The sequence below is a fragment of the Flavobacterium granuli genome (assembly GCF_900129705.1).
Lineage (GTDB): Bacteria > Bacteroidota > Bacteroidia > Flavobacteriales > Flavobacteriaceae > Flavobacterium > Flavobacterium granuli.
Genome location: NZ_FQWO01000001.1, coordinates 313,554 through 336,675, shown reverse-complemented (window position 1 = coordinate 336,675; position 23,122 = coordinate 313,554). Strand labels below are relative to the sequence as shown.

At 31.8% G+C, this 23,122-nt stretch carries 14 protein-coding genes; 2 read left to right on the top strand and 12 right to left on the bottom strand.

Annotated elements, in window-relative coordinates; translation table 11 throughout:
- Positions 1-164: 164 nt before the first annotated feature.
- The 12 genes from BUB25_RS01370 to BUB25_RS01315 all read right to left on the bottom strand — a co-directional run bounded on the left by BUB25_RS01370 (position 165) and on the right by BUB25_RS01315 (position 17,916).
- On the bottom strand, positions 165-1,961 hold the full coding sequence (locus BUB25_RS01370) for a DUF262 domain-containing protein (RefSeq protein ID WP_072938638.1): 1,797 nt from the start codon (positions 1,959-1,961) through the stop codon (positions 165-167).
- A gap of 63 nt (positions 1,962-2,024) precedes the next feature.
- Positions 2,025-3,854: an ATP-binding protein gene (locus tag BUB25_RS01365; protein WP_106357390.1), complete on the bottom strand. Its 1,830-nt coding sequence runs from the start codon at positions 3,852-3,854 to the stop codon at positions 2,025-2,027.
- A complete protein-coding gene (locus BUB25_RS01360; RefSeq protein ID WP_072938631.1) occupies positions 3,847-5,040 on the bottom strand; it encodes an SIR2 family protein in 1,194 nt (397 codons plus the stop codon). Before BUB25_RS01360 ends, BUB25_RS01365 begins: the two co-directional genes overlap by 8 nt.
- A 4-nt stretch (positions 5,041-5,044) precedes the next feature.
- Positions 5,045-5,623 carry a hypothetical protein gene (locus tag BUB25_RS01355; RefSeq protein WP_072938625.1) on the bottom strand — a complete coding sequence of 193 codons (579 nt, stop codon included), beginning with the start codon at positions 5,621-5,623 and terminating at the stop codon, positions 5,045-5,047.
- Positions 5,624-5,653: 30 nt separating this feature from the next.
- Positions 5,654-7,234, bottom strand: coding sequence for an ATP-binding protein (locus BUB25_RS01350; RefSeq protein ID WP_072938621.1), 1,581 nt, complete (start codon positions 7,232-7,234; stop codon positions 5,654-5,656).
- A gap of 12 nt (positions 7,235-7,246) precedes the next feature.
- A complete protein-coding gene (locus BUB25_RS01345) occupies positions 7,247-9,250 on the bottom strand; it encodes an AAA family ATPase (protein ID WP_072938618.1) in 2,004 nt (667 codons plus the stop codon).
- Between the two features lie 5 nt (positions 9,251-9,255).
- Positions 9,256-9,471, bottom strand: coding sequence for a DNA modification system-associated small protein (locus BUB25_RS01340; protein WP_084089375.1), 216 nt, complete (start codon positions 9,469-9,471; stop codon positions 9,256-9,258).
- A gap of 7 nt (positions 9,472-9,478) precedes the next feature.
- A complete protein-coding gene (locus tag BUB25_RS01335; protein WP_072938614.1) occupies positions 9,479-11,794 on the bottom strand; it encodes a DEAD/DEAH box helicase in 2,316 nt (771 codons plus the stop codon).
- Positions 11,795-11,805: 11 nt separating this feature from the next.
- Complete coding sequence (locus BUB25_RS01330; RefSeq protein WP_072938609.1) at positions 11,806-13,635, bottom strand: site-specific DNA-methyltransferase; 1,830 nt, start codon at positions 13,633-13,635, stop codon at positions 11,806-11,808.
- A 3-nt stretch (positions 13,636-13,638) separates the two neighbouring features.
- The gene (locus BUB25_RS01325) at positions 13,639-15,552 is read right to left on the bottom strand and encodes an AAA family ATPase (protein ID WP_072938606.1); all 1,914 of its coding nucleotides are present in this window, start codon (positions 15,550-15,552) and stop codon (positions 13,639-13,641) included.
- Between the two features lie 598 nt (positions 15,553-16,150).
- Positions 16,151-16,678, bottom strand: a complete 528-nt coding sequence (locus tag BUB25_RS01320) for an RBBP9/YdeN family alpha/beta hydrolase (RefSeq protein WP_072938603.1) — start codon at positions 16,676-16,678, stop codon at positions 16,151-16,153.
- A 554-nt stretch (positions 16,679-17,232) separates the two neighbouring features.
- Positions 17,233-17,916: a cell division ATP-binding protein FtsE gene (locus BUB25_RS01315; RefSeq protein WP_072938601.1), complete on the bottom strand. Its 684-nt coding sequence runs from the start codon at positions 17,914-17,916 to the stop codon at positions 17,233-17,235.
- A gap of 273 nt (positions 17,917-18,189) precedes the next feature.
- Between BUB25_RS01315 and BUB25_RS01310 the strand changes: the two genes are divergently transcribed.
- Both BUB25_RS01310 and BUB25_RS01305 read left to right on the top strand, forming a co-directional pair.
- Positions 18,190-21,204, top strand: coding sequence for a tetratricopeptide repeat protein (locus BUB25_RS01310; RefSeq protein WP_072938598.1), 3,015 nt, complete (start codon positions 18,190-18,192; stop codon positions 21,202-21,204).
- A 122-nt stretch (positions 21,205-21,326) separates the two neighbouring features.
- The gene (locus BUB25_RS01305; protein ID WP_072938595.1) at positions 21,327-23,078 is read left to right on the top strand and encodes a porin family protein; all 1,752 of its coding nucleotides are present in this window, start codon (positions 21,327-21,329) and stop codon (positions 23,076-23,078) included.
- Positions 23,079-23,122: the final 44 nt, after the last annotated feature.

Genomic DNA, 23,122 nt, shown 5'->3' with positions numbered 1-23,122 from the left:
GTAGATTGTCGCTATTGAATAGAGTGTATTTAACTTAGACGTATAGTTATTCCAAATATATACAACTTTTAGTACACTATTACAATTGGATGGAGAGTAATGAAGTAATGTGATTCTTATAGGTTATATAATTAATAAAACAAATAACCTTAATATCAACTTATTTAAACTATATTTTCTTTAATAATCTGCTTTAGTTTAATTTCTCTATTATTAATGAATTCTTCAAAATTGTTGAAATCTAAACTAGTATTTTCAGGTATTAATAAATGATCTTTTATGGTTTCACTAAAAACTAATTGCTTATCAATCCAATCCTTTAATGGACTTTTATTTTTTGATTTATTTTGCTCTTCTGATAACAATCCAAGATTAAGTACTGTATTATAATGATTATTATAGAATACTATTTGATCTGCATTCAGTAAAGAATAGGTTTCATAATTAAACTGAGATTTAGGATGTAAATGATCCACATTAGGATTTTTGAACTCAAAATTAAATTTTGGAAATAATATTGAAAGAATATAAAAACTATCCAAATTATCATAAGATGTTCTTAGTATTGTGTCTAACTTTTCGTCATCTATATTAAAACTCTTACTTGTCCCTTTAAAAGTAGTTTTAAAATTTGCTAATGGAAAATCACTAATCCCGTTATCAGTAATTACTTTTTTGAGTTTTATTAAAAACCCGTCAGAACTACCTCCAAAAAGCTTATTTAGTAAGGATATATTTAAATACTGCTTAATTAATTTCTTATTATCACTATGTTTATTCTCCTTATTTATATCCTTGTAGAAATCTGAAATATATAAATAATAGATAATTGGAATTATAGAATTCTTAGCACGAAGAGAATGATTATTAAATGATAATGATTTAACCAATTGAAAACTTTCTTTTATGCACAATGTTATTTTACTCCAATCTAACTTGATTTTACTTATAGTATCATTATCAAAATTTTTTAATGCAAACCTAATATCGGTTCCAACTAAAACTAAACAGGTTTTTAAAATAAAATCTTGATCTATTGTAAAGCCAAATTCTCTTATTTGTCTAATGACATTATCCAATTCTTCTCTTGCTCCCTTACTTGATTGACCAATCTCCCATGAAGCAGTTATTATAGACATCAGTAAATCTGCAAATGATAATTTAGTACCGCCTGAATTTGTTCTTATGAATTCATATAATATCTTATCAAAATCTTGCTCTTGTTCCAAAAAATAATTAATGATTGGTTTTTCGTTAACAAGTTTATATAGTTTTAACAATGTTTCTCCAGGAAAACCAGAAATATCTAAATTTTCTTTAGTTAGATATGTAATTACATTGTGCTCACTTTTAAACTCTAATATATTACCAACTTCAAACCAAAAGCATTCAATTTCTTTACTATTACCATTTTCATCAGAAATTTGTTTAACTCTCGATATACTCTCATCTTTATGCTCATTCTGAATTAAAAATAAAAAATCGTATACTTTTTTTTCCTCATGGTTCTCAATAGGAGATAGAATATCTAAAAATAATTTTCGTGTTGGATAATTCACTTCATCTTCATAATATATTTTTTTATTATAAACATAATGCCTGTATGCATAGCTTCCTTTTAATCCTATATATAAACTATTTAATCTTTGTTGACCATCAATAACCGCTTTGAAATTTTTATATCCTTTAGTTTTTCTTTCATGATTGTTACCTCCCTGATATTCAACGTATTTTTTAAGAAAATCATAAAAACGAAATTGATTTTTAATACTATCTTCTTCAACTTCCCAAAACATAAATGTATTAATTGGATAGTCTTGCATTATAGAATCAAATAAAAATTCAATTTGAATTGGATTCCAAACAAATCTTCTTTGTATTGATGGTAATAAAAAATCTCCCGAGTCAATTTTATCAATTGCATTTTTTATTGTTATAGCTTTTTCTAATTCGTTTGCCATTTTTATTATGTCTTAAAAAATAATAATTTATATGTAATTTAATAATAAAATTTAAAGGTGTAATTATCCTAGCCATCTCTTACTAACTGTTTCCAATTCTGAAGACTTAGTCGGTTCGTTTGACCACCCTTTAACAAAACTTATATCATTTGAGTCAGGTAATTGTTCTTCAGTTAATTTATTAATTCTAATTCTACTAGGTAAAGCAGCAGCTTCACCAACAAAAATAGCTTCCCTTCTAGTTAGTGATGGTAACATTTTTGTTAACCCAGTTAAACTATCAGGCAAAAATTTAGAAACATGTTCTTGGTCACTAGAATTTGTTAGACGAAGAATAATCCAAGAATTACATTGTGATAAAACAGTAGATTCAACATCGGAAGGCCTTTGCGAAATTAACATTAATCCAACGCCATATTTTCTACCTTCTTTTGCTATACGACGAACGGCCTCTTGAGCTTCTTTGTATTGCGCTTCACCATGATTTGGAACATATCTATGTGCTTCTTCACAAATAAAAAGAACTGGATCTTTTTCTCTTTCTTCTCTAGTTTGCCAAAGTTTATATTGAAATAATAATCTAGCAATTAGAGCTGTAAGAGGACCAGCAACTTCATTAGGCAAACCTGAAATATCAATTATTCTAAGGTTTTTATCTACTCCAGTTGTTTCGTCTTTTATCTCACCAAAAAATTGAGCTAAAATCTCATCTAATTTTGGAGATTCAGGACTAAATTCATCCATTATAAATGAAAGTTGAGGATTTGTTCTTAAAACTTTTAATTTTTTAAGTATAGAATCTATTTTATCTCTACCAGAACTAGCTGCAAGGTTTTCACTTTTACCAGGTTTTTGTCCTTGAACTTTATCAATATGTTTTATGAATTCAGACAGTAGAAAGGGTGTAGGTTTATCTCTATCAAAGTTTAATATTTGCTCTGGGGTTGTTACTCCTTCTGGAATATCATCTTTGGCTTCCCCCAAAGGATTAGCACCTATATTTTGCACTAATTCATGATTCAATAATCTAGCGTATGTGATTGCTTGATAAACCATGTTTGTTTGTGAAGTAGCTTCAAATTCTGTTTTACCAATAACTAACGACCTAAATTCATCACTAGACATTAACCAATAAGGTAATTTTAATTGTTCAGCTTTAATGGTACTGGTCGATGCTTCACTATAAGCTTTATAGACTACTGCTTTATCGCCAAAAGCTTTTGCATATTCACCATGTGGATCAATCATTATAATTCTTGGTGAAATATTTTTGCCATCCGTTTTGTGTGATAAAACAGAATGTAAAATAGAAGCAACTGTTCCAGATTTTCCGGAACCAGTTGACCCCAAAATTGCACAATGATGTCCAAATAATTTATCTATGTTTGCTCTACAAATTGCATTATTGCCACCTACATAATTCCCTATAGGAACCATAGGGTTAATTTTATTTTCTTTTAAATTTTCAGCAGCACGGTAAATACTTTCCAATTCATCATTTAAACATAAAAAAGCATCTTGCAAAGGAAGTGGATATGTTTCTATACCTCTATTGAACTCTAACTGCTTATTTTTAACACTCCAAATACCTTGTCCAAATAAATCAGCTTCTAAAATTCTTTTATCATCTCCTGGTAAAATTTGAGCTTTCCCTTCCTCTGACTGTATATCAGATTGCATTCTTAGCATCCTCACGTAGGCAAATAAAATCTTCCTTCCAAAGTGAATTTTTATAATACTGCCTATTTGACCAACAGAATATATTTGACCATAAACTGACCTTGTCAATTCAGTAATTTTAATATCTAACTCAATGCGAATAGAGTTACCACTTACTTCTATAATTTTTCCAATTCGAAGTGACTGATTTGTTGTAAATATTTCTTTATTCATGTTCTCCAGTAATAATGAAATTTGTTAAACCTGTAAATGTCCACCAGAATAAATCTTTAGAGTCATCTGGTTTAATTGGATTTGTTGAATTATAATAAATACCTTTTTGACCTGCTACATATATTCTTTCACCAAATTCAGGATTTTTAATCCAAGCATCTAATGTTTTATTTATAACTATATCGCCATTTGAATTTTCTTGTGCAAATGCAATAATAGTCGTCCTATTATCTTTTGAGAAAAGTGCCGCTTCTATTTCAGCATTAATATGGTCATCACCAAAACTATACCCACACGTAATTAATATATTATCTTCTTTTGAATTTAAACTATTTCTAAAACCATGAAATAAATAAGAAAATGGATCCTTTTGTGTCTCTACATATTTAGTAGCTTGTGGATAAATCATTATATCCGAAGTATTAGATAAATATTTAGTACCGTAGCGTGTTCGCATTAAGCCTTTATTTTTATCTCTTTGCCAATCAATTGAACCATGCAACTTATACAATAAACATTTATTTGGTAAACTATTTAAATCTTGGAATTCAAATTGTGGGTTCCAGTATCCAACTGAACCACCAGAAAAACCATCAACAACTGTAAATTTTTCAAGTGCCAAAGCATCTTCTAATAAAGTATCATAATTTGTTGTGAAAAAAGTTAATTTTGAACGTGACATCAAATTTGATCTATTTGAATATAATGCTTGTACAAACTTCAAATGATGCTCTATTTCAACTATTGGATTATTTGAATTTCCAATTTGTTCTTCATCTTTATTTTTAAAATAACCGTACCTAACTGTATCACCAATAGCTGAAATAATTGATTTATGAAGATTTATCAATTCTTCATTTGTAAATGAGAATTTATTAATATTTGCTGTTTGCGCTTTAGACCTCTCAGCTAAAGCAATTAAATCACCAATATGACTTAAATAGTGCTCAATATGAGAATTTGCTATTAATTCATTTGTTAATAATTCATAAATTTCATTATTCTTCTTGTGAGAAGGATTTGTTAAATCTTCAAGTATAATGTTTTTAACTCTTTCGGTCAAAGGATACATTAATGGAATATTTGAATTATAACTTATACCTGCACCAAATAACCAATTTTGTCTACTAGAATCAAGTTGTTTCTTTATTTCTTCTTTTATTTTCTCAAAGTCATGTTCTTCCATATTTTTATTGTTGAATGTGAAGATTTAATAATTCAGCTAACTGGTCTTTTGTAATTATTAAAAAATTAGTGGTGTCGTATGTGTTCTTTTCTACACGACGAAGAAAACCAAGGTAATTCATTATTCTAATAAAAGTACGTAAAGTATTATCATTGTAAGCTATCCCAATTCCTATTCTACCTAATGATGCAGCGTTTATCATACTACCCATTATATGCTTTTTAGAATTTTGGTTTTCAATTTCAATAGCTAAAAAACATCTAGCATTCTGATTTTTATAAATCAAATCGTCAAAATTTGGAATAGTTATCTCATTGTCAATTTCTCCTCCAATATTTTCTATATGATATTCATACAATTGTTTGAGAAAGGAATTTATATTCTGATCATTTACAAGATTATTATAATTCTGTATTTGATTTAAACCTTGCTCCATACTAAAAGGACCCACAGCAATATCAACACGTGGTGAGTAGTGATTAATATATCCATTAAATGCCGACCATTCATTTTTAACGGGGCAGTTAAAAAGTCTTTCAGTTAATAATGGAAATATAATATTTTGAAATTGTCTAGCTGTCATAATAAATTCATGAAAAAATTAATTCTTAAACTATATAAGGTGCCTAACCATTATTTTCTTAAACTTTTTACCAAATCCTAGTATAATAGCTTCGTTGTTTTTGATAATTAATTCTCCTTTTTGGAGCCCTGCAATGGCTTGTTTTATTTCTACTAAATCGGTTCCTGAAACCCCATACATATCTTTTAGTACTGCATCGTTAATGGATTGTTGCTTCATTATTAAAGGATATTGTGCATTGGCATAGAAGTCAAAATGTTTGCTTTTGTAGGCATCCATATTTTGAGTTGCCAGAATAATACTCATTCCTTTGTTACGACCTACTGCAATCAAATCACGAAGTGGTTTGTTGTCAAATCCTAGCATATAATGGGCTTCATCAATAATTGTGAAGTGTCTTAATTCCACTTTTTCTTTGTCATTGGCTTGAACTGGAAGATTTTCGTATATTGAATTTAGTTTTGATACTATGAAATATACTATTGCCTTTCCAATTGGACCTTCTTTTGGGAATTTATCCATTTTTACAATAAAACTATTTCCAATCAAATCAATTCTATCATCGTTTAGGAATAGATTAGCACGCTCTAATTGACTTAAAACCGATTTTACACTATCCATTCTTTCTCGTTCGTTTTGTGGCTGTAAATCAGTGTAGTTTTCTATTATCGTTGTGAAGTCGATTGATTTACCTTTTGTGTCTTTGTAGGCATTTATTATTGCTTCTGATAATCTATTACTCATATTGGCGCTTATTTTTGCACTATCTATAGCTAATAAAGCATTTGCCAATTCTGTTGAGTATAGATTGATTTCGTTTTGTGTTTTACCTACAAAATCTTTGAATGGCGTAAACGGCAAAGGCTCTACCATTGGATCTAAAATAGAAGAACGGTTTACCTCAAAATGTTGCAGCCAATCATTATTAGCAATATCAGAAAACTCTCCTTTGTAATCGAAGAAAAGGAAATTTACCGGATAATTACTTTCAACTGATAAGGAACGCATTTCGTTCATTAAAACGGCTAAAAGGTTTGATTTTCCAGAACCTGTTGAACCTGCAATAAGAATTTGAGTGTTGGTTACATTTTTGCTATTCATATCTAAATAAGCGCTAATATCCCCATCGTAATTACCTATATTTAAGTTTAATAATGGTATCTGTCCTGCTTTTATTGAAGCTGTTGTACTTACTTTTAGCCATTCGTGTAATGTATCGCCTTTCATCAGCATATCAAAGCCTCTGAAAATCTCCGCATTAACGACTTTACTTTTTGTAATGTTATCTTCCCAATTTATTTCTAAATCGTGGTATCGTAACTTTATCATTGAAGACAGCATTCCATTTAGATTGTGAACCGTAAAAAGTGTTGGATGAATACTGTTGGACGACATTTGAATATTGAGTACTTCTTTGTTTCTTTTCTCATTATCGGACAATCCCGCAATTAAACAAATACGCATCAGTTTTGCATTTCCTTTCGGACTTACATTTTTATGATTATCGGTATAGTGTTTTAAATTGATGTGTTTCTCTAAACGCTCTCGCAAATCATTCATTTTTGAATTCAATGCTTCCGCTTGTCGTAATCCTGTTTCTATTGCTGCCATAACTACTTAAAATTAATTAGGAAAATAGCCTTCAACTACTTCTGTTAATTGATTTTCCTTGTCTCTAACGAGAGTGAATTTTTTTGAAATGAAATTTTCGATTTTACTCAAATCAACAGACTTTCTAATTTCACTATCCGTACTTAATAAAATGGTTTGATGTGATAATTTAGGGAAGTAATTTTCGAGTAATGAAGCTCGACTACTTTCGTCTAAATATCCAAAAACGGTATCAATCATTACTGGAGGATTATAATCTCCAAAATAATGCAAAGATTTTAAAAGTACCTGGATTATTATTTGTTTTGAAGCTGCATTTAATTCATCAAGGTATATTTCATTACCGGCTTTGTGGTAAATTTTGAATGAAAGATTACTTAAATCTTCTGACAAAACCACACGATCAATCTGATTTTCATATACCACTAAAGTTGTATTTAAATCGTTTTTCATTGCCTCTTCAATACGTGCCTTTTTGTTTTTTAACAAGGCATTGGAAATATTTGAAAATAATGGGCCTAACTTTTTCAGGATTTCTAGTTTAGGATTTGGCACCTCTTCATCTGACAAATCAAATCTTTTAATTTTAGTATCTAAACGCTCAATTTCAGATTGGTAATTTTTGATAGCGTCTTTGTATTCTTTTATCTTTAATTCGTTGGCATCATAACTTTGGATAATTTCTTCACCACCACCCATATCATTTTTTCTTAAATCCAATAACTGAATTTTTAAATTAGGTAGCGAAGCTATTTCCTTTTCTAAACTGCTTTTTTGCTGCTCTAATATGTTGTATTGATTGATGCTTGACCAACCTAACAATTGTTCAAAATGAGTTATATCGTTTTTATCAATAAAATCATATTCTGTATCATTTTTGTTTTGACCTGATTTTTTTATGATATAATCCGCTAGTTTTATTTTCTGTTCGGCTGTTAGTTCTCCTTTAATTAAATTGTATGCTGCAAGGAATTCTAACACTTTATCCGAAACTTTATTGATGTGTTCCGGCTCTATAAAATCGCTATTGTTTTGTTGGCTTTTCTCCGAAAGTATTAATTCAATTTCGTTTTGAACAATTGTAATGAGTTTCGGAATGAAAACTTGAATTTCAATATCATTAAGGAATTTTTCTGATTGGTCTATGAATAGAATTTCCTTGTTTAGAATATCATCAATCTTTCTTTCTACAATTTGAATTTGCTCTTTGATGTTTGCCTGAAGACTTTTACCTTCTTTAGCACTTTCGTAGAAATCCTTTTGAGCCATAGCATAACTTAAACTTCTATCGTATTGCACTTTAGTAGCATCAATTAAGTCTTGGTATTTTTTATGCTCTTCTAAAAGGTTTTTGTATTGTGTTCTTTCTTCTTCAATTTCAATACTTTGTGCAATGTATTCTTGCGTTAGTGTATTGGTTGCATTGCCTAATTGAATGTACTTATTAAAACCCATCACGTTTTCAATATTCTCTTTGATGACACGATTAAGGTATTCGTCCTTTAACAAATTACCTGCTTCCATTGCATCAAAAAGGAAATATTTACTTAATTCTTGGGGCAGATTGGCTTTGATTATTTTATTTACTTCGGCTTCTTTCTTTACTCTTTCAGCGTGTGGTGTAGCCGTTCCATAATTAAAAACATCACCGTTAAGATTTAGCATTACTGCTTCTACAGGATTGTTTTGTGCATTGAGTGTATATAATCGCTTTATTATGTATTTGTAATCGCTGTGCAATACTTTACCCGTGAAGTGAATTTCTAATTCAATTTTGTTGCTGCTATTACCTGCGTTTTTTGCCCTTTCGCCCGCGTTTTGCAGTTTATTGAAGTGTTGTTCGTCTTTTACTTTTAGACCATACAACGCACTATAAATGGCTTGAAACAAGGTAGTTTTACCACCTCCATTTTCTCCACCAATTAGAATAATCGGTTGCTCTTCGTTTACGGTTAAATCCAAATCGAGTTCCCGATAGGTTTTAAAGTTTTTGGCAATTATTTTGGTAATGAGCATAGTACTTATATTTTGTTTAAAGCCTTTTCGATAATTTTTTCAATCTTTTTGCTATCAATATCTTCGTTATTGATTTTAAGATTGTGGAACTCTTTTAATATGTTTTCTTCCAGCCATTCAAAGCCTAATCCTTGTTCTTCACAGAGATTTTTGATAATTTCCATATCGTCTTTACGAATACCAAAATGAATGAATGTCGTATCTAGTCCTTTGTTTATCATAGCTATGTTATTTATTTAGTGCAGCAGCATTAAAAAATTCCCAACTGGTTAAATCCTTATCATTTTCAATTCTCATATTACAATATCTCCAACTACCTTTATTATTGATAATAATACTTCCAACCGCTTTTTTCCCTTGCTTGTTTAATTCTTCAATATATTCTATCAAAGCATTATGTTTGGCAACATTTTCAGGATCGCTTTCAATTGTTTTTGGATCGAATAAACCTAGTAACCCATTTTTGAATTTTATCACTATATCAACATAAAAAAGTGATTGGGTACCGTTTTTCTTTTTATAAGGTATTGCAAAATCTTCTTTGTTGCTGCTACCGTTTTTATACCACCATTGAATATGTTGTTCATTTTCTATTAAAACATTGATAAACTGATGTTCATTGGCACTATCAAACAATAAACTATTTCCTCTATTTCTAGCAAATAATGGGTCTAATGCGTGTGCATTTGCCTCGTATTCAACATATTTATCATTAAAAATTTTGAATTCTGGAACATCCCAAGGTTTTTCATATTCCTTTAAAGAAGCTGTATTTTTTGAAGCTTTTGCTTCCATTAGTTTAGCATATATTTCACGTGCTAAATTGAATAAATCAGCAAATCTATCCTCATTATACAATACTATTTTATACACTACAACACCATACAAGCCCAAATATTCTTCAAAAAATAATTGTGTATGATATTTAATACGCTCCCAACTTGCATCTTTTTGATAATCGCCACAACTAGCCAAACAAACCCTGTTGAATAATTGCTCCAATTGATAAGGTGTTTTAGCAAATTTTTCTACGTGGTCAGCTCTAGTAGCACCAACGCTAGTAACATCTAAATTCACATCAGTAGGAATGCCAATTTCGATATTATCAACATCCATTGTTATGCCGGATTGAACCATCGCATCTTTATTCTTGAAATACTTTGAGGTTTCGTCTGTAGCAACACTACTTACATTAAAGAGTTGTTCAGCAGCTTTAAATAGTGCTTCCCTAAAGTGTAAACCAATACGATTTCTTGATATTTCTTTCTGAATGTAATATGATTTTAATTCAACAGCCGAATAGATTTCATCGTTTCTTGTTGCCTTATTTTCTGTTATATAATCTGCTTCTTCTGGAAGTATTGTAATTAGATTTTTATTTAAATTGGTATAAATATAGCCGTAATTTAAGGCTTCTTCATTGTAATGTTTTTGCTCTGGCATACGTAAAATTCTACCCATTGTTTGAATAGTGAATGTTTCACTTTTCATTTCACGATAGATTAATAAAACAGAAGCTCTAGGGCAATCCCAACCTAACGCAATGGCTTGTTTGAATAACAAAACTTCCACCATATTGTCAGGTTTTGAAATATCTTCAAGGTTTGTTTTTTCGCCACTTAACCAAACTGCTAATTTTCCGTTTTGTTCTGTAATTCCTACTGTAGAAAGATAATCTACCACAGTATCACGAATACGAATATCTTCTGTAGAAACTTTTGCAGTATCCGAAGGTAGTTGTATCAATAATAATGGTCTTATATTGGTACCAATTGATTGGTATATTTTATCTAATTCAACGCGTTTTTCTAATGATTTGGTTAATAATACTACATCCGCATCACGACCTGCTTGTTCTTCGGCTCTAACCAACGGGTTTAAATGCACCCCTTTTTTAATCATTTGAGCTTTTACCACTTCGTCTCTTGAAATCATTACCCTGTATGGCGAACGCATACTATTATTGGTTAGTGTAGCTGATATTCTTAATTCAATTTTTGGTTTTATATTTCGTAATACTTTTTCGGCTTTTTCAGCAGTTTTACCTCCAGCCATCAAATGTTCTTCATCAATAATAACCACTATTTCGGTATCATTTAGAATGGTTTGGTTAATGATGTTGTAAAAGCTTTTACCATCTTCGCCTTCTCTCATAAAAATAGTATCGTCTCTGTTGATGGTTTGCCAATTGAGAAATAACATTTCATTTGGCTTTAAACAATCATCAGTAATATCATCAATACTTATTGTCTTAATATCACGAGTTTCACTGTAAAAGTGAGATAAACTGGCATAACTCTGCAAATGCAGTGCATTTGGTGCTATCCAAATATAAGTTACGTTCCTGTTTGGTAATTCAAAATGGGTAGGCAGTTCGTTTACTATTTCTTTCAATAAACAAGCCATCGTTACTGTTTTTCCAGAACCAGTTGGAGCTTGAAATGCTATGATATGACGGTGATAATCTTTATTCAATAACTCAAAAAAGTATTTCTTTAATTGTTTTATTGCTTCGTCTCTATATTCTAATTGTAATAACTTCATTATGGTACTTCTTATAAAATTGATAACTGTTCACCGTTTTCATTGATTGGATTTACTGTTTCCAAATCAATTATTGTTTCTGGTCTTTTTCTTTTAGGCAAAACATTTTGATACGCTTTGTATATAGCATCAGGCAATGCACAAAGCTCAACTTTATTAAGAACCTCTGTAAAATCTTCTGTATAAGGATCACTTCCAATCGAGAAAATATAAATTTTGATTTTATTCTTACTTGTATAGTTTTTTATAAATTCAATAGTTTCAGTAATTGCAATATCATCAAACAGAATAAGTAATGTCACCTTATTATTTTCAAAATATTTAACTTTTTTAATATCAATTTTCTTTTCAGCATAACAGTTTTCTTTAATGCACAGAAGTTCGGTAGCTAATAATGTAAGTTCCCTTTTATTATTTAGTGAAGTTTCACGACTTACAAATTCACTTTTGTAATAACGTAGATTGTTATTTGGAAAACTTGGCATTTCCTTTCCTTTTTTATTTGTGTATGGATTTATTGTTCTTTCACATCGTGGATAAGTTACTTCTTCACAAATATTATTTTCATTGTTAGTTGATATGATACAAGTTCTAGTTCCCTTATCTAATTCATTTAAACTCATTACAGAATGTAATGCAGTTCCTGAACCAGCAAAGAAATCTAAAACAGTAATGTCATTACTCTTATTAGTGATTTTTACTAAATGTTGAATTAATTCGAAAGGTTTTGAGTAACTAAACTTTATATCATATTGTTTTATTAAATCCGCTCCTTTACGGTTTATAAATTGGTCTATAAAATCTCTTGGAGAGGCTCCTTTTTCTGAACGATCATTTAGGTAACTTTTTGTGTAAATATTCCATTTTGCTTGATTACCAAATTCATCAACTAATGGTGTTTTGTTTGATTTTTTATAAACTAACAAATGTTTATCAATGAGATATTTTTCTAATGACCATCTCCAACATTTATCTTCATCTGATTGTGGAATTGATTGTGAACCATCGCTTTTTTCAACAGGAAAAGTATTGCCTGGAGGTATAACCAATGAACCATCAGGGCATTTAACATAATATCGTAAATTTGGACGAACGCCCAATGCTGCTTGATAAAATGCCACATCATCACGATATTTTTCTCCAGTTTTTGGACCAACGGTTTCAACTTTCTTAAAAAGAGTTTCGTTAACACTATCTTTAAAATTAGCAAGTAAATTAATGCTTTTTGTATAAGCTATTACATAATCTTTACTTGATGAAAAATAATTACCTTGATCATCTGCTGGTTTAGCTAATCTAGTAATAACACCTAATTTATTTTTTTCAGTAAATATTTCATTAAATAACAATGTTAATTGACTAATCTCGTCATCACCAATTGAACAAAAAATCACACCATCTTCTTTTAAAAGTGATTTTGCAATTCTAAGCCTTCTATGCATAAATGATAACCATTTGCTATGTCTAAATGCATCTTCTTTGTCAACATAATGGTCATTGTAGATAAAATCTTCTTTAGCTCCAGTGTTGTATGGAGGGTCAATATAAATAACATCAATTTTGCCTTCGTGGGTAAAAGTTAGAGCAGTAAGCGCGTGTAAGTTGTCGCCTTCAATTAATATATGATTAGGGTTGTCCTCGCCATTTATAATTGCTTTTTCTTTTACTTCCTTTAAAACTGGTAAATTATCTCGTAATTGTTCTTCAAAATCTTCCGGTTTGTCTTCCCAAACTAGGCCATATTTTTTCTTGGTGTTTACCAAATTAATTAAATAGGCGCGTTCGTCTTGAGAGATACCGTCGAGTTGTTTTATTTTAGATATTAGGTCTTGTTTGTTCATTGTTTATTTTACTGTACCGAATTCGATAATGGTTTCAATTAATTTTATAAGGTTTGGCGATGTTTCTTCTTTTTCCCAAGCTAACTCTAATGTTCTTGCTACAACTAATGGGTTTTTATGTAAATCTGCTGCATTGCCAAATTCAGCACAAGAAATAGTGTAAAATGCGTTCCAATTGGGAATTTCACTTTTTACTTCTTTACCTAAATTAGTTTTCCAAGCCCAAAGATTTGGTTTTACAATATTAGCCGCTTGAAATTCATCTTCGGCATCGTGCCCTTGAATAGTTAATAATTTCTTGTTGTCTCTTTTATGATCATTCTGATGAATTTCTTTGCAATCCGTATCGGTATCGTAAATTACAAATCCATTAATTTTTAATAGTTTGACTACAGCTGCTGGTTCTATTATGTTACTTTTTTTATCGGCATTGATTAAGTGCATACCTGTAGCTCTGAATTGCCCTGATAATCCCATTAATTCTAAATAGGTCTTGATGTAAGCAATATCTTCAATACCCTCTACAAAAACTGGAACTCTACAAAAAAACATTTCATTTATAGACGGACTTAAATATGGAAATAGTTTTGCTACAATTCCTTTATTATTGATTGGTTTTGAACCAATACTGGTTAAATAATCTGATAATTCTTGATAACTTACACTGGAACTTAATGTTTCAATTGGATTTCCGTGTTCACGAATTATTCTTATTTTCTCGAAACTGTTTTTAGGAATGAATAGTGGCGAATGTGAGCATAACATTACTTGCGTATTTAGTCCTGCCAAATCCATTAATGTTTCCGCTAAATGCCTTGCTTGTGGTGGATGTTGGTATAGCTCTGGTTCTTCTATACTTAATATTAAAGTTGGTGCGTTTTCATCATCGGTTGTACTTAATTCTTGCAATAAAGCCAACATAAACGACCTTTGTAATCCGTGACCAAAGCGAGATAACTCGCCTTCAAATCCTCTTTCGCCTAATGCTATTGCTGCTGATGGTTCTTCAATTTTAATGGCTTTGTCCGCATCTTTTTTCCATTGAACGGAAGCACTTATACTTGGATTAGCCCATTGACTTAACTTACTTTTTAATGAAGCTGAAATATCATCTAAAACATTTTGTTCGTCATCAAGTAATTTAGAATATTGTTCGCCAACTTCTTTTCTTATTTCTGATATTCTTTCTGTAAAATTAACTTTGGCTCTTACGGTTCTTGATAATAGTGTTCCTAAAGCGGAAGTTTTATTTTCTTCTCCTTCTTCGGTAACATCTTTTGAAGCTGAAACAAACACCCATTGAATATGAGGAGCCAATCGATTTGCACCTTTAGACGCTCCATAGAATTGGTCTTCACTAGGTATTAAAATACATTCGGCTGGTCTTGCAGCTTCGTATTCTTTTAAAGCTGTCATTTTAGCTTCTTTAGATCCGGCGTTAGGTAATTCCGGAAAATTAACTTGTAATTGAGCATAACACTCATTTAATTCTGGTGCTTTGGCTGCACTTTTTTCTTTTTCAAAAAATATTCTAAAATCATCAATACCCAATCTGTTACCAAATTGTTTTATTTCAGCTCTTTGAGTTGCAGCATCAAATTCAGCTTTGGCGGTTACAATTAACTTTCCTTGTCGAGCATAATTACTTAAATCTTCTTGGGCTTGTTCGCTTAAATCTGTAAATGTTACTGTAATCTCAATAGGTTCGGCAGTATTGCAATGATGAAAGTCTTTTTCAGTAAGCTTACTCAAATCGGTTTTACTGTCTTTGTAGTGTCTAAAGAAAACTTGCAAAGCCGTAAATACTGTTGATTTTCCTGCACCATTTGCTCCAACTAAACAAGTGTAATCATCAAAATGTATAGTATCATCCTTGAATGAGCGGAAGTTTTTTATGTGTACAGTTTCTATTTTCATAATTAGTCTAGCTGTTGTAATCGATTAGTTTTTGATTAAAATTTTTTGAAATATATTTTTCAAAACAATACTCCCATTATTAAATTATGCTTTAATTCAAGCTGCTTTTTGTTTTTGTTTCTAGTATTTAGGCATTTAATTATACAATTTTAACAATAGGATGTAAATATATAACAAAGCAATGGAAAGAAAAATGAGGAAAACCGTAAACGGATGAAAAAAACAGAAAAATAGCGCAAAAAAAATTAGGGCAAGGAGGGTAACCAAATTTAGAGTAAAAGATATTTTATATTTTTATAAAATAAAAAACAGATTTATATGGCTGTTTGAGTGCAAAATGAAACGACTACTTTATTATTTTACACTGATATGGTCTTATGTTACCCGATTTTTTTAGAAGAAAAAAAATAAAAAATGTTTCTTGAAAAACATCCTACTCGAAACCGCAACCGAATAGAATTACTAATGATGAAGATAACAACTAAAGCTCAATAGTAAAAGTCAAGCCCGAACAGTTGCTGATAGCGAACAAAAAACTGAGAATATATTCGTCGCCCCTCCATATTGCCAAACCGAATATTGGTAGCAGTGCATTTTGTCAACCGAGTGTTTTTAAAATCTCCATTCCTTCGTCCCAATTTGTGTGTCCTGAAACTGCATTGATGTGTCCTGCGTTACCAATATTTATAAATTCACTTCCCCAACTGTCTGCAAAAAATTTGGCTCTGTCCAACGAAACCCAAATGTCGTCCGCACTTGCTACAACGATTGTCTTAAAATTTATTTTGTCAAGTGGAATTGGTGCAAAACCTGTCGCTGGAAAAGTGTATTGTGGTGCTTCAAGGTCGCTTGGTGCAACAAGCAATGCTCCTTTAATTTGTCTTTTGTATTTTGTCGCCCAATGAGCAATAGTTGAACAACCTAAACTGTGTCCGACAAGTACAACAGTTGAAGGATCAAACTCTAAAACTTTCTTGTCAATGACAGTTATCCATTCTTCACAAGTTGGTGCGTCCCACTCTTGTTGGTGAATTCTAAAAAAATTATCTCCTGATTTTTCAAAATATGTCTGCCAATGTTCTGGTCCTGAATTTCCAAGTCCTGGTATAATTAAATAATTTGTCATTTAGTCTAAATGTTTTTTGTCGTTTTGAATTTTAGATGACTATGCAATACATTCAATACTGATTGGGAAACTTTTATTATGCCTAATTTTGAACTATTGAGTAAAAAACAAATCACATAAAATTTCTTAATGATTAAAGAGAAGGCACTAATCCTAAAAACAGATGAAAAATAAGCTAGATATTCTAAATGTTTCTCTGTTTTTTTGTAAATTTGCTATTGATTTACAAGGAATTTGGTTGAAAATGAATGCAATGAGCACCATTACTAAATCGTTACCGATAGTGTTTATGAATCTTGTAAACTACTCTTAATTAGCTGTTTTTGGATTTGCTAATTTTTTTATTTTAAAAAAGTTCCATCTGAACGATGATATTTTATACCTAACCACTTCTTTGGTTATTATTGCGGTACGCTTGATGGCGGTCAAATTCAAGTGGTATTTGCCTGCTTTGGGAAATAAATAAAACAGTGCGAAAGCAAAATATCCTGCTTTTAGTTAGTAAGAAATACTTAAACTAAAAACAGGATATTTAGAGTAAAGATAAAAATATATTAAACGGCTCTTTGAACCACTTCGAAAATTTTAGTATCCTCACATTTCAAGGTTTTCGATGGGAATTTCATCAATAAAGCATAGTCATGTGTTGCCATAATGATTGTTTTTCCGTTTGCGTTTATTTGTCTTAAAAGTTCCAGTACTTCGGCGCTGGTTTGTGGATCAAGATTTCCGGTAGGTTCATCGGCAAGGATAAGTTCCGGGTCGTTAAGCAAAGCTCTGGCAATGGCAACACGTTGTTGTTCGCCTCCTGATATTTGATGTGGCATCTTGTTGGCATATTCTTTCATGCTTACCTTATCCAGCACTTCATCAATCTTACGATCCATTTCATCCTTATCTGCCCAACCGGTTGCTTTTAGTACAAAAAGCATGTTGTCCTTTATGGTGCGATCCGGCAATAATTTGAAATCTTGGAAAACAATTCCAATTTTTCTTCTCAAAAACGGAATGTCATCTTCTTTTAAAGTGACCAAATCAAAATCAACAATATGACCTTCTCCTTCGGTTAACGGCAAGTCGGCATAAAGCGTTTTCATTAAGCTGCTTTTTCCTGATCCTGTTTTTCCAATGATGTATAAGAATTCACCATGGTTTACTTCCAAATTAATATTAGATAAAATTACTTTATCCTCTTGATAAATGGTTGCGTTTTTTAAAGACAGTACAGCTTGAGACATAGTTACTATTTGTTTATTGGGTAAAAGTAATAAGATAACGCTTGTATTCAAAATAAATTTTTGCAATAAAGAGTATTCCTGTCGAGGATCATTTTAAATTGAAGCAGTTCCTGCAGTATTAGGGTTTGATTTGTGGTTTTTGGGTTTAAATAGTAGTTTTCTTTAAATGTTAAAGTGCCAATGTTGACAAAAATGTTCATAATAAAAGCGATTTACAAGCCGTTATAGACCGTAGAATATGATACATTTGAAAATTATAAAAATAAAATAAAAATGCGTAAACTTTCCTGGCTCTTCTTTTTACTGATTTTTGTTCAGACTTTAAGCGTTTCGGCACAAAAATCATCAATATACACCCATGAATTAAAGGATTTTAACGAGGCTGTGTCTCTTTTTAAAGACAATCAATACGCTTCGGCTCAAATTATTTTTGACAAAGTAAAATCTGAAACTAAAAATGAGGAATTAAAATCCGATTGCGCTTATTATAATGCAACTTGTGCCATTCGACTCAATCATCCCAATGCCGATGATCTGATGGAACGTTTTGTTTCGGATTATCCTACAAGTGCCAAGAGCAATCAGGCTTTTATTGAAGTGGCGCATTATTATTTTGACCAAGGAAACTATCCGCAAGCCTTGCAATGGTTTCAAAAAGTAGATGAAAACCAACTCAGTTATGCTGATCGTGATAAATTTAATTTCCAAAAAGGATATGCTTTTTTTAGTTCTAAGAATAAAAAAGAAGCCACGACCTACTTAAATAAAGTAGTGAATTCAAAAGAATACGGATCTCAAGCCAAATATTATTTGGGTTTCATGGCTTATGAAGGCGATGATTATAAAGAAGCGACCAAGTATTTTGATGAAGTTTCCGGCGAAGAAAAGTACAAAGAGAAGCTTTCGTATTATCAAGCCGATATGAATTTTAAGTTGGGTAATTTCCAAAAAGCAATCGAATTGGGCGAGAAAGCCATGGCAAAATCCAACGCCTCAGAAAAATCAGAGCTGAATAAAATTATCGGGGAAAGTTATTTCAATTTAAAAAAGTACGATCAGGCAATTCCGTATTTGGCAGCCTACAAAGGGAAAAAAGGAAAATGGAATAATACTGATTTTTACCAGTTAGGTTATGCTTATTACAAGCAAAATGATTTTGAAAACGCCATTTCTCAATTCAATAAAATCGTCAGAGGCAAAGATTTCGTTGCCCAAAATGCCTATTACCATTTAGGAGAAAGCTATTTAAATTTGGATAAAAAGCAAGAAGCCTTGAATGCCTTCAAAAATGCATCCGAAATGGCATTTGATTCCGCAATACAAGAGGATGCCAGCTTGAATTATGCTAAACTGAGTTATGAATTGGGGAATTCGTATCAAAGTGTTCCAGCGGTTTTACTTGGGTTCATAAAAAAATACCCAAACAACTCCAGCCGTTCCGTTATAGAAAAATTACTGATCGATTCTTATATTTCCTCAAAGAATTACAAGGAAGCCTTGGCTTTATTGGAAAAAAATAAAAGTGGGGAGAATAAATTAGCCTATCAAAAAGTAACTTTCTACAGAGGCTTAGAACTTTATGTGGATAGGGATTACCAAGAGGCTGCAAAAATGTTCAAAAAATCAATTGACGGTCAAATTGACGCTGAGTTTACTGCCAGAGCGACTTTCTGGAAAGGAGAAACAGATTATGTTGCGGACGATTATAAAAACGCACTGTTGAGTTACAAGCAATTCTCGGGCATGCCTCGTGCTGCTTCGACACCAGAATATAAAAACAGCAATTACAACATGGCTTATGCTTATTTTAAACTGAAAGAATACGATCAGGCGGCAACGCATTTTCAGGCTCAGATTGATAAGGTAAAGGACGATAAAGTGCGATTGAATGATTCTTACTTGCGATTAGGGGATTGTCAATTTGTGACATCCAAATATTGGCCGGCGATGGATGCCTATAATAAAGTGATTGAATTTAAAGGTCTTGATGCTGATTATGCCTTTTATCAAAAAGCAATTTGTTATGGGTTTGTCTCTAAAAATGATCGAAAAATAGAAGATCTGAATTCGTTTTTACAATTGTATCCTAAATCAAATTTGAAGGATGACGCAATGTATGAATTAGCCAATACCTATGTTGCAACTGGCAAGCAGGATTTAGCCTTAAAAACCTATGACCGTTTAATCAATGAGTTCAAAAACGGATCTTATACTGCTAAAGCGGTTTTACGTCAGGGATTAGTGTATTATAATTCAGATAAAAATACGGAGGCTTTGGTCAAATTTAAAAAAGTAGCGGCCGATTTTCCTAAAACACCCGAAGCGCTGGAAGCGGTTTCGACAGCGAGATTGATTTATGTTGACGGTGGAAGAGTAGATGAGTATGCAACTTGGGTAAGAACATTAGACTTTGTTGCAGTTACGGATGTTGATTTGGATAATGATACCTATGAATCGGCTTTGAAACAATTTGAGCAAAACAACAACAAGCAGGCGATTTCAGGTTTTAGCGCTTATATTTCTAGTTTTCCAAGAGGAATTCATTCGTTGAAGGCTAACTTCTATTTGGCGCAAGCCTATTTTTCCGAAGGACAAAAAGACAAATCAGTACCTAATTATGAGTATGTGATTAAAGAGCCCAGAAGTGAGTTTACAGAACAATCTTTGGCAAGATTGTCTCAGGTTTTCTTAGACAATAACGAAAAAGCAAAGGCAATTCCGGTATTGACTCGTTTAGAAAATGAAGCCGATTTTCCTCAAAATAAAATCTTCGCTCAGTCTAATTTGATGAAATGCTATTATGATAAGAAGGATTACGCAAACTCAGTGGTATATGCCGATAAGGTTTTGAATAATCCAAAAACAGATGAGAATGTGAAAAGTGATGCTCAAATCATCATTGCCCGTTCAGCCGTGCAAACCGGTGACGAAGTCAAAGCAAGATCAGGCTATGCTAGGTTATTGACCATTGCCAAAGGCGAACTTGCGGCAGAAGCCTTGTACTATGATGCTTATTTTAAAAACAAAGACGGAAAATTTGAAGCGTCAAATGTAGCAGTTCAAAAACTGGCCAAAAACTATTCGGCTTACCGTTATTTTGGTGCAAAAGGATTGATTTTGATGGCTAAAAACTTTTATGGATTGAAAGACAGCTTTCAGGCGACTTATATTTTAGACAATGTTATTCAGAATTTTACTGATTTCCCAGATGTTGTTTCAGAAGCGCAAACGGAATTGGATCGCATCAATGCTGAAGAATCTAAGACCAATTCGTCAATATCTAAATAGGATTAAAGAAAATAGAATTTAGATTCAGAAATGTAACGGTATTAAATTAACATAAAAATTAACCTTGTTACAACTCCTTCTTCATTGGAGAGGGTTGGTAAGAGGAAAAAATATAAAAAAACATGAAATTCAATTTCCAAAATAAAATTAGTATTGTCCTGTTGTTAATGGTTTTTCAGTTCTCTTTTGCCCAAAAGAAGGAAGAGAATATTGGTTCAGAAGTGGTCAATGTGGTGAAACCTTATACCCCAACACTTTCAGATGTTTTCAAAGTACCGGAAACGCCTGTCCTGGATGATGCCGGAAACGCCAAGAAAGAAACGATTAAATATTCGATTTTCTCTTTCCCTGTGGCCTCAACTTTTACGCCTTCCAAAGGAAAAGCCGAGGGAGTGGATAAAGCAAAACAGGCGCATTTGTATGATAATTATGCCACTTTAGGATTTGGAAATTACGGAACTCTTAATGCGGAGTTATTTGTAAATCAACAATTGAATAATAACGATTATGTAGGCGGGATGTTTCGTCATCTTTCTTCGCAAGGTGGAATAAAGGGAGTGGAGCTTGATGATCGTTTTTATGATACTTCGGTCGATTTGACTTATGGTTCTAATTATAAGGATATGTCCTGGAATATTGATTTAGGCTATCAAAACCAGATTTATAACTGGTACGGATTGCCGGAAGGTTTTGGAAATACATTAGCGCCTTCTGAAAGAGCAGATTTACTAAATGGAATCGATCCTCAGCATAGTTATAATACTTTTTCTTTAGGTAGTAAGATTAGTTTTAAAGAGGGGTTTTTCAATGAAGCTGCGGCTAAATTCAGCCATTTTACGGATAATTTTGGCTCTGCCGAAAATAGATTTTTTATTAAGCCTTCTTTGCAATTTGATGTGATGGAGGAATCTGTCAAAACAAACATTATCGTTGATTATGTAGGCGGGAGTTTTGAAAAGAACTACATGAATAATACGCAACTGTTAAAATACGGCTACACTAATTTGGGTATTTCGCCTAGTTTTGTGATGCAACAGGATGATTGGACATTAAATTTAGGGGCATCGGTATTTTATAGTATTGACAATGAAAACAGCAACAATAAATTTTTTGTGTATCCAAATATTAATGCTTCGTACAAGGTAGTGGGCGATTTGATGATTTTTTACGCCGGAGCCGAAGGAAGTTTGGAACAAAACTCTTATCTGGATTTTGTTGACGGAAATTCATTTTTAGCACCTACTTTAAATATTGCTCCTACAGACAAGCAATATGATGTTTTTGCGGGATTGAAGGGAAAATTAGCCAATAATGTGAGTTATAATATTCGTGGTTCTTATCGAAATGAAAGAAATAAAGCATTGTATAAGAGCAATGATTATAGTGAAGACATTACAAACGAAGATTATGCTTTTGGAAATTCAATGCAAGTGGTTTACGATGATATGAGAACCTTGAGTTTTTCGGGAGACCTGAAAGCTGATTTTTCAGATAATGTGACTTTTGGGGTAAGCGGAACTTTTAATAGTTTTACCAATGACTTTCAGGCTGAAGCATGGAATTTGCCAACGGTGAAACTGAACTCGAATATTGATTTTAATATTACTGAAAAATGGTATGCAGGAGCGGCGGTGTTCTATGTGGACGAGCGCAAGGATATGAAAGCGAATACGGCAGTAGTTGTAAATTATACTTCAATAAAATTGGATAGTTACTTTGATGTAAATGCTCATTTAGGGTATAAATACAGCGACAGATTAACTGGTTTCTTGAGAGCAAATAATATTACAAATCAGGCGTATCAAAAATGGTTGAATTATCCGGTTCAGGGTTTTCAAATAGTGGTGGGTGCAAACTACAAGTTTGATTTTTAAAATAAATGTTTAACCGCAAAGAGCACAAAGGTTTGACAAAGAGC